Origin of the sequence: Pseudosulfitobacter sp. SM2401 (assembly GCF_042932805.1) — a bacterium.
In the GTDB taxonomy this organism is placed as follows: Bacteria; Pseudomonadota; Alphaproteobacteria; order Rhodobacterales; family Rhodobacteraceae; genus Ascidiaceihabitans.
This window is the reverse complement of record NZ_CP170633.1, coordinates 782,650-795,882: the sequence shown is the minus strand read 5'-3', so window position 1 is coordinate 795,882 and position 13,233 is coordinate 782,650. Positions and strand designations below refer to the sequence as shown.

The window sequence follows — 13,233 nt, the reverse complement described above, 5'->3', positions numbered from 1 at the left end:
GGTCTAGCCTCTGTTTCCATTTACACCGCCTTGGCGCAGCGCAAGGCTGAATATCTGCCGAAACTCCTCGGCTGAGATGACGGGGTTTTTCCGCAGACCGTATGTCGCAACTGATACCGCGCGACGGCCTTGAATTGAGACAGAGTTCAGATCGCGTGAAAACCGAACGCATTTGTTTAGAGCACAAAAATGTCCCGATGATACTCGAACGCTTGAGGACTGGGCAGAGGCTGAGCTGCTGCCGAAGGTGAGCGTGGCCGCCGCAACTAAAGCCAGGTACTTCATAATCGTAATTCCTCTGTTGAAATGTGGATGAGTATTAGTTGGTACGTTCCTAGCGAATAGCAACCCGCCGACTTAGTCCTGTGACAAATGCCCCGTTCTACAAACTGACGAAAAGTTGGATTATCACTGCATTCGCGAGATCAACGAAGAACGCCGAAACCAGCGGCAACACGATAAATGCCAACGGGGCGGGGCCATAGCGTTTTGTCACGGATGACATATTTGCGATAGCCGTGGGTGTCGCCCCAAGGGTGAACCCGGCAAAGCCCGCACTGAGGACCGCACCCTGATAGCTGCTGCCCATCAGGCGGAAGAAGATCAGCAGGATAAAGGCCACAGTCATGATGACTTGCAGCACCAGAACGGCCAAGATCGGGCCACCCAGTTCTGCAAGCGTCCAAAGTTGGAGGCTCATCAACGACATCGCTAAAAATACGGAGAGGCAATAGTCTGAGATCACCGCGAGGGATTTGGTACGAGCGGGCCAGGCGATCTGGGGGAAGAGATAGGGAACGGTGTTGGACATCGCGATGCCAACCAAAAGGCACGGCACGAAGAGCGGCAGTTTCACACCGGCCTCAATGATGCCGAGGTGCAGAATGTAGCCCAACAGGATCGCGATATGTACTGCCAGTATGCCGCGCATCAGGCTCACGTGGTTGATCAGGTCGTCTGGGTTTTCTTTGTCCTCGAACTCAAGACCGACAATCGGTCCTTCGGCCTGATCACTTGTGAGACTATTCCTGTCGATCAAACGCTTTGCAATCGGCCCGCCAAGCACAGCCGCAAGGATCAGCCCAAGTGTTGCCGAGGCCACGCCCATCTCTGGTGCCGCACCAAAGCCAGTCAACTCTTCGATCTGTGGCCCCCACGCAATGGCGGTGCCATGGCCGCCGATGAGCGATGCCGAGCCGACCAGAACCGAAGTCGCCAAGGGCAGACCAAACAGGGTCACACCGAGCAACCCGATGAGGTTTTGCAGCACCATGAAGGCGAGGGTCAGGCCCAGTAGAAAAACGAGCAATCGCCCGCCTTTGAACAGGTCCGAAATCTGTGCGTTCAGACCGATTGTGGCGAAAAACACCACCAGCAAATAGTCTCGTACCTCAAGGTCAAAAGTGATTTGCTGCCCCGTGAATGCAAAGAAGACCCAAGTCAGCAGCGCGACGGCGAGGCCCCCAGAGACAGGCTCTGGGATGTTGTAGTCCCCCAAAACCGTGATTTTGCGCGTCAGGAAGACGCCAAGAAAGAACACCACAAACCCTAGTGTGACGGAGATGAAAGCGGGGATGATGATTTCTGGCATGGCTTACCCCTGCGGCGCACGGGCGCGGATGACGCCGTCTGGGCCAATGTCGAATTGCGACAGGTCAAGGTGCCCTTTGCGGTCTGATCGCACTAAGTCGCGCAAGACTGCGATGGCTGCGGGGGATGTCATCGGCACCAGATGGTCAAAGTTTGAGCCATCTGCCAGTGCTGTGAAATCAAACAGTGTGATGTTGAGGCCAGCCACGTCTTTAGCACGGCTTAGGTCGCCCACTTTTTGACGGCCAATGTTCAGGAAGGCCGACAGGTTCAGGGCGCGGTCTTGACTACTTGTCATAATGACGAACGGATCAGGAAGCGTGCCAATGGCCCTTGCCTGCGCGCGAAAGATATCCGGGTCGATGTCAGGAGCAAACAAGGCGACAACGCGTAAATCATCTAGCACGTCCCGCCTGCCGGTGATCGCAAGCTGGCGCAGCACTTCCATCGTCAGATGCGCGCCCATTGAATGCGCCATTAATGTGATTTCTTTATTCGTTGTCCTGCTGATCTGGGTCAACAGGTCCGCCAAGGGGTCGCGCGAAAACAACACGCTATCACGGTCATAGACATAACCCGTCGCCCTACCCGCAGAGGGCCAGGCGAACAAAATGCGCGGTGATGTGATTTCAAAGTCATGTCCGATTTGCGCAAACCGGTAAAGCGCCTCGGATGGGGTATTGTTGTAGCCATGTACAAAGATGGCGACCTCGTCATCGCGCTCGGCCTTGATACGATTGATGAAACCTGTGCTGTTTTCAAGATCATCGGTGCCAACGACGGCAAAGTCGGTATTGGGGTCGACTGTTTCATCTGGCCATTCGATCTGCCCAAGCGCATGGGTCGGAGGGATTGAAACAGCATATTTTACAAACCGCGTTTTCGCGTTTCTGTCCTGCTTTAGGTCAACCTCACCGGTGCTTGGTAATCGTCCAGTCGTCACATAAATATTCTGGAAACTGGCCGATGGGACCGCCGTCGAAAAGGCAACCCGGTCGGGCACCGGCGTGCAGGATGCAGCAAAGGCCAGGCCAAGGAGCGGCAATCGTATCGCTTTCATGTCACCCTCGCATCACGTTGCATACTGCCCTGATCAAGCCCCTATTCGGTCGCTGTTTCGTCGCCGCTTACGCGAAAGAAGATCGCATAAAGTGCTGGGACAACAATCAGGGTCAGGATAGTGGCAAAGCTTAGGCCGCAAATAATCACCACCGCGAGGGATTTGAAGAAGGGGTCCCACAACAGCGGCACAACACCCAGCACTGTGGTCAAAACGCCCAAGGACACAGGCCTCACGCGGCTGACGGCGGCATCGACCACCGCTGCCATACGCGCCTTGCCATCGGCGATTTGGGTGTCCGTTTCGTCAATCAAGACAATCGCGTTTTTGATCAACATGCCTGTTAGCGACAGGATGCCGAGGATTGCCATGAACTCAAGCGGGGTTTGCGTGCCCGCAAGACCGTAGATCACGCCAATTAGGGCAAGCGGCACAGCCAACCAGATGATGATTGTCTGCCGCCATGCGTTGAACAGGAACAATACCACGATGAACATTGCACCAAAGCCCAGCGGCATAGTTGAAGCAAGGCCTGCGTTGGCCTCTTGGCTGCTGCCAAACTCGCCCTTCCATTCCATGCTGTAGCCAGAAGGGAGCGGAATGGCTTCAACGGGGCCTTTGACGGCGTCGAAAAGATCGCCTGACAGAACACCGGGTGCGTTGTCGGACTGTGCAGTGATTGCCAACGCTCTGTCGATCCGGCGCAGGTTGCCAGCCTCAAACACGATATCAAAACGGTCTACAACTTGGCTGATCGGGATATAGCCGCCGATGGCCGCACTAAAGACTTGGATGTCGCGCAACTGAGCAATGTCATTACGCGCCTCCACAACCGGGCGCATCACGACGCTGCGCAGTTCATCCCGTTCGCGATAAAGGCCAAGGGTTGTGCCTGTCAGGTGGCTGTAAATCGCGTTAGAAATCTCTCCTTGTGTCAGACCCAAACGACGTGCGTTTTCGATGTCTATTACGGGACGCACCACTTGAACCTGCTCGCGCCAGTCGTCTTTGACAGCGATGGCACCAGCGTCAGACATGATCGTCTTGGCCTGACCCGCAAGTGACCGCAGAACCGCCGGATCAGACCCAAAGAATCGTGCCTCAACCTTGGAACCGCCACCTGGGCCCAAAACAAATTTCCAGACCTTGGTGTTGGATTCAGGGTACGTCTCATCAATGTGGGCCTGCAAATCGGTCCGTAGCCCGTCGATGATGGTGTAGTCCTCAACATCGACCAAGATTTGCCCATACGCGGCGTTTCCACCCTCTGCCTCATAGATCAGCATGAACCGCAGGTGACCGCCACCGACAACTGTGTTGGTACCTGTCACGCCTTCCAATCCTCGCGCATGTTCAGCGATTTCAGTTAGGTCCGCTTGGGTGCGCGTGATGTCTGCGCCTTGGGGCAAGAAGTAGTCGATCACAAACTGATCGCGCGTCGAGGAAGGGAAGAACCCTGCAGGCACCGCACTGAACATCGCGATGGCAGACACGAACAGCGCCACCGTGATGCCAACAGTGATCCAGCGCACCTTGATCGCAAGGGCAAGTAACGAGCGATACGCCTTGAGGATTGCATTTTCTTTGGGCTCTGCATCCGCCTTTCCCTGTTTGAGAAGGACCGTGCAATAATAAGGCGTCAGCCAGATCGCGACGAGCCATGAGAACAACAGTGCGATGCCGATGGTCCAGAAAAGGCTGCCCGCATATTCGCCTGTGTTGTCAGGGGAAAAGCCTACGGGCGAGAAGGCCAGAATGCCAACAACAGTCCCACCAAGCAATGGCCACATGGTTTGTTTCACCACGGCGTGCGATGCCTTGGCCGCATCCTCGCCGCGTTGCACGCGCACAAGCGTGCCCTCAACCACAACGATGGCATTATCGACGAGCATACCAAGCGCAATGATTAGCGCACCCAGCGAGATGCGTTGCATGTTCAACCCATATAGGTACATACCGAACAGGGTTCCTGCGATGGTGACAAGCAAGATGCCCCCCATCAAGATACCGGATCGCAATCCCATAAAGATCAGAAGCGTACCAACGACAATTGCCAAAGCCAGCGCCACGTTGACGACAAAGTCATCCACGGATGTTTTGACCGCCGCCCCTTGATCCGAGATCGGCGACACGTCGATGCCGATGGGGCGTTCATCAAACAGTTCGGCAATGCGGTCTTTGACCGCGTTGCTCATGTTCACGACATTGCCGCCGCGCTGATTGGAGATACCAAGGCCAATGGCAGGTTCGCCGTTGCGGAACAGCAAGGAACTGCTGGGTTCTTTCAAGCCACGCGAGACCGTAGTGATGTCGCCAAGACGGAAAGACGTCCCAGTTTGCGCGTTCGTGATCAGCAGGTTTTGGATCGCTTCAATCGAGCCCACAGCGGTCTGCGGTCGCACATTAAGACGGGATAATCCCGCTACGATTGATCCGGCGGGCGTGACAAGGTTCTGCCCTTCGAGCAGCTGCTGGATTTGCGAGGGCGCAAGACCCAACTCGGTCAGCCGCGCTGGCTCATATTCGACATAGATCACTTCGTCCTGCACGCCATTCAACACAACCTTGGACACGCCTTCGACGGTGACCAATTCGCGTTGCAAATCCTTGGCGTATTCATAAAGGTCAGTGATGGTGAAGCCTTCGCCTGTGATCGCATAATACTGCGCGTAGACATCGCCAAAATCATCATAGACTTGGCTGGGCAGCGCATTCGGCGGCAGTTGCGATCCTGCATCTGATATCTTGGCCCGCATCTTGGCAAAGACCTGATCCAGCTCAGTGTAACTGGGCGTTGCGGCAATCGTAAACTCAACAGTGACCGTGCTGAGACCCGGTGCGGAAACAGAGCGCACCTCATCAATGCCTTGCAACTGCTGGAGCGCGTTTTCGACAACTTCGCTTACTTCTTCGGCGACTTCTTCAGCCGATGCACCGGGGTAAGGCGTGACGATCTGGGCTTGTCTGATGACAAACTCGGGGTCTTCAAATCGGGGCAAAGCTGTATAGGCGAAATACCCTGCCAGCAGGATCAGCACCGTCGCAACAGCGGAAATCAGGCGCTTTTCAAGCGCGAAACGGGCCAAATCCATCTGATCAGTTCCCCACGCGTGTGATCGGACGGATGGTCATGCCGTCAATTATCTTGCTGACACCGGCTGACACGATGGTATCGCCATCAGACAACCCTTCGCTGATGACGACGCTTGCGCCAGTTGCCTCGCCCAGTGACACCTTTTGTGCAGAGACTTTGCCATCATCCGACACCAACCAGACGAAGGGTGACCCATCGGGTTCTGCTGCGATGGCGGAAAGAGGTGCTGCGACTTGTGCAGCTGATCCTTGTGTAGAAGAAATAACGCTCGCAACCATTCCGGGCAGGATAACGGCCCCTTCAGGTACAGTCACTGAAACGCGACCACGGTAGGTTTGTGTAGCGCTGTCGGCCTGCACAGAAAACTCTACGAGTTCGGTCTCGAACTCTTGACCACGCAAGGAATTAAAGGTGGCAATGTTGGTGATGCTACCCGGTCCATTGCGGGTAAGTTCGGTGACATCAATGCTTGGAATATCAAAAGCCAAATGCACAACTTCCAACCGTTGAAGCAGGGCGATGCTTTGGCCTGCGGATACGTTTGAGAAATTCTCAATATCGCGCCGCGCGATGATGCCATCAAAAGGGGCGGTCAGTGTCGCATCGGACAAATTGTCCCGTGCTACCTTAATCTGGGTGTCGATCCCGCGCAAAACCGCCTCAGACGCTGCAATCTCTTCCGGACGCCCACCGATCTCGCCAATCCGCAGTTGCTCTTCCTGCGCCCGCAAATTCGCTTGTGCTACTCGCGCTTCTGCCTGTGCGCCTTCAACTTGCGCCCGCGTGGCCACGCCCCGCTCCAGCAACGCTTCGGCGCGTGTCAAAGCATCGGTTGTTTGCTCTACTTGCGCTTGGGCCGATGCAACGGCGGCCTCTAGGGCTGCAATTTCTTCGGGTCGTGCGCCTGCTCTTAGGGCCTCAAGCTGTGCTGTAGCTTGGTCACGACTGCTTTGGAGTTGAGAAATCTGGTTCTCAAAGTCGCGCGTGTCGATCTGTGCGATGGTGTCTCCTACGCTCACATTAGACGCCGCACGTATTGGCAGATCGATGATTTGGCCCGACACCTTGAACGACAGTTCGATCTCTTGCGACGGCAACACAACGGCGGGGTATTTGCGCGAAATAACGGTGTCAGACGCGACCACCGTAGCTACCTTGGCAGGGCGCGGGGTCGCATCTTGAGCAAGTGCGCTGGTACTCACCATTGCCGCGATCAAGCTGAGAACTCTAATCAAGTCGTTTCGTATCATATTAATTGCCCCTAACCAAAGTCTGTGTCTCTATCCGTGTTGACCTAATCTTAGACCAAAAAAGAGGAACGCACTATGGGCGCAGTCGAACAAATCCTTCTTGGAACAGGACTGCTGACATTCAGCGCACTCGTACATATCGGAGCTATCGCATTCAGCATTCCATGTTTTCCGAAACTAGCGGGTATGTTTGATGCCACCAGATGGCCGCGCCTGCAGCCGGTGGCATTGCTTTTATTCGGCGTATTCGTGCTTGTGTCGGCGCACACGCTGCAAATCTGGACGTGGTCGGTGGTATTTTTGTGGATCACCGATCTGCCGAACTTGGTAACGAGCTTCTACTTCGCCACGGTGACGTATACGACGCTGGGCTATGGTGACATTGTTTTGGGTCCCGACGCACGGATCGTCGCAACCTTTTGTGCGATCACAGGCTTATTGACATTTGGGATCAGTACAGCTTTTCTCATTGGCGTTTTATCGCGGGTCTTGCCGGATGTTTTTGAAGGCGACGAGTAGACTTGATCCGGCCATTGTTGCTTCGGGCATTCTGCCGAATTTAATCTACTGATCGGATTGGCGATCAGTGCAGCAACGCTCAATTAGCATCACTGCATTTTTATGCATCGGTAATGACCGCTTCGACGACTTAGACGGTGCTAAAGTGAATTGTTTGCCGCTCACGCAAAGCGATGCTGCGCTAGCAAAGACCAAAAGTCGAAAGTCAGGTTTGTCCGCATAGCTGACCCAACGACTAACCACGAAGAGCGACCGCTTACGACAGGCAAGCGGACATCAACCCAGAGCTCCATCAAGTATTCTGAGCTAGTCCTTGTCACGCTGATTTGACGTAGTCTGCGTGGTTGTCCGTCCCATCAGTCGCCCCAATCTCCGGTGGATTTTACAACATCACCTACAACATTGACGTTCGCAGAATGTCTACTCATTGTTTTATAATGTATAAATTGAAGTCATGACCCAATCCATCATGGGCGCAACGGATAGGCGAGCTGAGCGGTTAATATCTGATTTTATTGTATTTTTTCGAAATTTACTCAACTTTCATTCCGGCGCATTTGATATGATTTTGCCCTATTTTCGCCTGTTTCGACATACTGTATGACTCGGAGTCATACCAAACCAGAGAAAGTCATACACATGGCGACGATACGTTCAAAGACCCGCAAAGACGGAAGCAAGTCATACTTGGCTCAAATCATACGCCGCAACTTCAAGTATCAGGAGTCACGTACTTTCGACAAGGAGAGCTTGGCTAAGAAGTGGGCGGCAAGGACCGGCACTGCGTCAGGAGATTTCGGAAGATGTAAACAAGCTGAAGTGAGCTTCATGGATCACAGCAGAAAACAGGAAATGAGTGCAAAAACTGCGATTGGTACGCATTGGAATGCACACTATGCATCATTAGATGCACGTGACTTGCGCAGGAAATCTACGTGACCCCTTGAAAAGATTACTCGTTCCATCCACTCCTCCATTGGATCACGCGCCAGCAGCCTGTCAGGAAAACGGCCCGCGCAACACAGGCGCGTTTCTGGCAGGTCCCGAACATTCATTTGTGGCGTGACTGCGTATCATTTCACGCTGCCGGCCTATTCCGCCTCGGCCCTTGATGGTCCAATTATGGTCACCACGACCTGACATGTGCGGCCCTTGCCCGGGTATCGAATGGACAGCCCATCAATCGCGCACTGGTCCGCAACGATCCGCGTCTCACCATGACCGATATTGTCGGGGTCCTTAATCGTTATTTCGATCCGACCGTGTTCACTTTCGAGTATGATCTCTGCGTGTCCCCAGTTGCTTGGTAGGCAAGGGTCCAACCGTACGCCACCCGCCTCGGGCTGTATGCCCAGAATACCCGAAACACCCAACTGCCAGGTCCATCCGGCCGCACCGGTATACCACGACCACCCCCCCTGACCGATCTGCGCGCCTACACCTGACACATCGCCAGCAAGAACGTAGGGTTCGCGGCGGTAGTGATCTGCATCTTGCAGGGTGCTGGTCCGCGCGATTGGGTTGATGATGTCGAAGATGCGATGCGCAAGATCACCCTCTCCGACCTTAGCGTAGGCAGCGCCCAGCCACGCCGCAGCATGGGTGTATTGACCACCGTTTTCCCGCACGCCGGGCGGGTAGGCTTGTATATATCCGGGATCACGGCCCGTCTTGTCAAAGGGTGGCGCAAGAAGCCGGATAAGACGCGCCTTTTCGTCCACCAGATCCGCGCCCGCCGATTTCATCGCGGTACGGGCGCGGTCATCCAGCGGCAGACCCGACAGAACCGACCACGCTTGCGCAATCAGATCAATCCGGCACTCGTCGTTCCGGGACGACCCCCAAGGCATCCCGTCATCGTCAAAAGCACGCAGATACCAGTCGCCATCCCATCCATAAAGATCCAGCGCGCTGACCAGATCATCGACGTTGGCCTGCCACAGATCTGCGGCGTCCATATGCCCGGCCTGCCGTGCGATTGGCGCAAAAATGCCGATCGTCGCGATCTGAAACCAAGCAAGCCAGACGCTTTCGCCCTGCCCTTTTTCACCAATACGGTCCATGCCGTCATTCCAGTCACCGCCGCCCATAAGGGGCAAACCATGCGACCCCGTAGCCATCATTCTGTCCAACGCGCGGGCGCAATGATCAAACAGGGTTCCTGTGTCGCCGGTATCAAACAGTGCATAGCGGTCATGTTCTTCGGGGCGCAGGTCGGGTGCCCTCAGGAACGGGATTTCGACATTGAGAATTTCCGTATCGCCCGTGGCCTGAACATAGCGGCCCGTCACATAGGCCAACCACACATAGTCATCCGAACACCGCGTGCGCACACCGCGCCCCATCGGTGGATGCCACCAGTGCAACACATCGCCTTGTTCAAACTGGTAATGTGCCGCCCGAAGAATTTGCGCCCGCGTTCGATCAGGATCAGTCAACAGCAACGCAAGCACATCCTGCAATTGATCGCGAAACCCGTATGCCCCGCCCGCCTGATAGAACCCCGCGCGCGCCATAATCCGGCAGCTCAGATTTTGGTAGGGCAGCCACCTGTTCACCATCAGATCGAATGCCGTATCAGGGGTTTTGACCTGAACAGCACCCAGCCGTTTGGCCCAAGTGGCCTGCAAAGTCTCGAACGCATGCGCCGTTGTTTCAGGGTTCCGCCACTCTTCGACGATCGGGGCCAGTTGTGTCGGTTTCGCGACCTCACCCAAAACAAAGACAACTTCCGTCTCTGCACCTGCGGGGATATCCAGATGCACCTGATAGGCCGCGCAAGCGTCGCTGCCTTGGGGGAAGCGCCCGCCCAGATCCCAACGTCGCAATCCTTCGGGATTGTGCACATCGCCCTCGCGGCCCAGAAATTCGTGCCGATCGCCGGTCATGCTATAAGGATCACGCGTTGCTGTCAGAAATGCCGTGCGCGATGCAAATTCCGCATTCCAAAGGTTGCGACCGACGATGGCCTTCAGGTCTGCGTCATAGCGGCTGATGACATGGGGGCGGGACGCACTGTCAAGTGCACCCAACAGCCATTGCGCGTAATAGGTGGCCGTGATCCGGCGGGGCTGATCCGACGGGTTGGTCAGGCGCAGCCGAACAATCTTGACCGGGTCATCCACCGGCACAAAGCACAAAAGCTCCTGCTCTAATCCATGGCTGTTCTTACACCAACGGGTGAACCCCGTTCCGTGTCTGATCTGACAATCTGTGCCCATCCCTATCGGCTGCGACGTCGTCGTCCAGACTTCGCCACTGGCCTCGTCACGCAGATACAAGACTTCGCTCGGCACATCGGCAACCGGATCGTTTGACCACGGCGTCAGACGGTGCTCGCCGCTATTCACAGCCCATGTCATGCCCAATCCAGCCTCGCTGACAAGGCAGCCGAAACCGTCATTGGCCAGAATGTTGCACCAAGGTGCCGGGGTGTGGATACCGGTTTCAAGATGGATCAGATAATCACCGTTTTCAGGATCAAAACCGCCATATCCATTATCGAACTGCAAATTATCGGGCCTGACGATGGCAGAAACCGGAATGTACGACGAATGTGGTTCCGGCACAAAAAGCAGGGGCTGGTCCTGCGTTTCCAAGGCCTTGTCGAGCATCTCTCGAAGGCTTTTATTGTCATGCTCCAGCACAACACAGGCCGACGCCTCGACCCCACGCCGCATCGTTGCCGACATCTGATCACCCGCAAGCAGGTGAATACCCCCGCGCATGCCAAACATTCCCGTTGCTTGGGCATCGCTGATGATGGACAAGACCTTTTCGCGCAGTGGCTCTTCATAGCTGCTGGCCGCGTCGCGCAGAATGACCAAGTCACACTGTAGGCCAGAATGGTGCCAAAGCCGGTGACCGCGCACCAAAATATCCAGAAGCGACGCTTTTTCCAAATCCGATAGCTTGAGCAACAAAATCGGATAATCCCCGGAAATCCCGAAACGCCATAGGTCCTGCTGGCCATGCCACATGTCCGCATTTGTGGGCTGCATGGTGCGGTATGTTCCGTGGGGATGCACCAGCAACGATGACAACACCTGCAACCCGGGCAAATGTTCAGGGGCAATCCCAAGTTTGCGCACGGTACGCCCTGCCTCAAGCAAAGCGTCGCGAAAGGTGCGGTCAATCATGGCAACGGGATATTGTTTGGCGACCTGCAAGGCCGCACCGCGCGACGACGCGGCGACGCTCAGGAAGACAAGCTGTTTGGTTTGCATCGGTTTCAGCGATACCCGCACCTGAAGAGACATCACCGGATCAAGCGTCCACCCTGCCGCCTTGCCAAGACCACGTTGCACCCCTTCGGGCGCGCGCGCAGTCTGATTGAGTCCGACAAACTGACGGCGGTCTGTGTCCCACGCTGTGACTGCAACATCCGGGTCGCCGGCAACCAGTTTATGCAACAACACCGGCGGCTTCGTTTCCGGACGGCGCGGCCTGCGCGTGAACACCAGTGCCTGCGCGTCGGGCAGATACGCACTGTGTACAAAAAGCTTGCTGAATGCCGGGTGCCGTTCGTCGTCCAGTGGCGGGGCCAAGGTGACCTCAGCATAGGTCGTGACATTGATTGTTCGCGCGACCTCGCTTTCGTTTATCAGGCTCACACGGCGGATTTCGACGTCATCATAAGGGGCCACGGTCACGTCCATGCGTGCGACAATCCCATCGTGTCGGCACAGCAGCTCGGCCATGTGTTGGTGAAAAACACACGTGGTGTCGACATCTGTACGCCCTGTCGGTGCAGACCCCAGCGACCATAGATCACCGCTTTCGACATCCTGAAGATAGAGCCACACCCCATCACCGGTGCGAACAGGATCAGGTCGCCAGCGTGTTAGGCCCGTGTCATCCAAACTCAGCCCGCCACCCCCACTTTGCGTGATCAGGGATGACATGCGGCCATTCCCCAGCAGATGCACCTGCGGTACGACCAGATGCGGCGACGGCACCCACGGTGCGAGTTCGGGTGCTTGGTTCGTGTCGGCGGGATGATCCCAGACTTCATCCGCACGCCCAAGTTCCAGCGGTACGTCCCACGGTACGCGTTCTTGCAACAAAAGACCCATGGCACGTACGGTCTGTTCGCGCAAAAACCGATGGACCATGATATCGTCTTGCAGGGCGTTGACGATGGCCGTTTGAACCATGCCTTGGTGATGCGCCATAAATGTCGTGACCGCGACAAAGTCACGCGTCCCGACACTTCGATCAGGCGTAAAATCCAGCGCCTCGATAAACCCGTATCTGGTCAGCGCACCAAGCCGCGCAAGTTCTGCGAGATTTTCGGCTGCGGCCTCTGGCCACCCGCACAGCGCCAAAGCCGATCCATAGGGCGCGATAACCAGATCATCGGTCAGCCCGCGGCGTATCCCAAGACCGGGCACACCAAAGGCGCGATATTGAAAGGTTCCGCGCATGTCCGTTGTGGCGAATGCGGATTCTGATATCCCCCAAGGCACCTTGCGTTCAGCGCAATACGTGCGTTGAAAATCGACGGCTGTCAGCTCACTCTCTCCCAGCAATGTGTCGCGGTAGCTGGGCAGGAACAGCGGCGGCATCAGGTATTCGAACATCGACCCATTCCACGACAGGATCGATGGCTTACCCTGAAGTCGGGTGATCGGGCGGCTGAAGGAGAACCAGTGCTCGATCGGCGCATCATGTTTGGCAATGGCAAAATAGCTGGCCAGACGCGCCTCTGTCGCCAACAG

Annotated in this window: 6 protein-coding genes; 1 reads left to right on the top strand and 5 read right to left on the bottom strand. The window is 55.8% G+C overall.

All coding sequences use genetic code 11. The features are described 5' to 3' along the window. Window positions 1–382: 382 nt before the first annotated feature. Genes gltS through ACFIO0_RS03945 form a run of 4 tightly spaced genes read right to left on the bottom strand, consistent with a single transcriptional unit; the run spans window position 383 to window position 6,949 of the window. Entirely contained in the window at window positions 383–1,591 is a 1,209-nt protein-coding gene (gene gltS / locus ACFIO0_RS03960; protein ID WP_390913799.1) for a sodium/glutamate symporter, read from the bottom strand. 3 nt (window positions 1,592–1,594) lie between these two features. Next, window positions 1,595–2,650: an alpha/beta fold hydrolase gene (locus tag ACFIO0_RS03955; RefSeq protein ID WP_390913797.1), complete on the bottom strand. Its 1,056-nt coding sequence runs from the start codon at window positions 2,648–2,650 to the stop codon at window positions 1,595–1,597. A gap of 41 nt (window positions 2,651–2,691) precedes the next feature. Then, window positions 2,692–5,742 (bottom strand): efflux RND transporter permease subunit, encoded by a 3,051-nt coding sequence (locus ACFIO0_RS03950; RefSeq protein ID WP_390913795.1) that lies wholly within the window; start codon window positions 5,740–5,742, stop codon window positions 2,692–2,694. A 4-nt stretch (window positions 5,743–5,746) separates the two neighbouring features. Next, a complete protein-coding gene (locus tag ACFIO0_RS03945) occupies window positions 5,747–6,949 on the bottom strand; it encodes an efflux RND transporter periplasmic adaptor subunit (protein ID WP_390913793.1) in 1,203 nt (400 codons plus the stop codon). Between the two features lie 120 nt (window positions 6,950–7,069). Between ACFIO0_RS03945 and ACFIO0_RS03940 the strand changes: the two genes are divergently transcribed. Beyond that, window positions 7,070–7,513, top strand: coding sequence for an ion channel (locus ACFIO0_RS03940; RefSeq protein ID WP_390913791.1), 444 nt, complete (start codon window positions 7,070–7,072; stop codon window positions 7,511–7,513). A 1,091-nt stretch (window positions 7,514–8,604) separates the two neighbouring features. Here the strand turns inward: ACFIO0_RS03940 and ACFIO0_RS03935 are convergent. Next, window positions 8,605–13,230, bottom strand: a complete 4,626-nt coding sequence (locus tag ACFIO0_RS03935; RefSeq protein WP_390913789.1) for a GH36-type glycosyl hydrolase domain-containing protein — start codon at window positions 13,228–13,230, stop codon at window positions 8,605–8,607. Between the last annotated feature and the right edge of the window lie 3 nt (window positions 13,231–13,233).

What these genes read in the sequence shown, in the direction of transcription:
- ACFIO0_RS03940 (WP_390913791.1), top strand. Translation starts at nt 7,070, where the DNA reads ATGGGCGCAGTCGAACAAATCCTTCTTGGAACAGGACTGCTGACATTC.
- ACFIO0_RS03955 (WP_390913797.1), bottom strand. Translation starts at nt 2,650, where the DNA reads ATGAAAGCGATACGATTGCCGCTCCTTGGCCTGGCCTTTGCTGCATCC.
- ACFIO0_RS03945 (WP_390913793.1), bottom strand. Translation starts at nt 6,949, where the DNA reads ATGGTGAGTACCAGCGCACTTGCTCAAGATGCGACCCCGCGCCCTGCC.
- gltS (WP_390913799.1), bottom strand. Translation starts at nt 1,591, where the DNA reads ATGCCAGAAATCATCATCCCCGCTTTCATCTCCGTCACACTAGGGTTT.
- ACFIO0_RS03950 (WP_390913795.1), bottom strand. Translation starts at nt 5,742, where the DNA reads ATGGATTTGGCCCGTTTCGCGCTTGAAAAGCGCCTGATTTCCGCTGTT.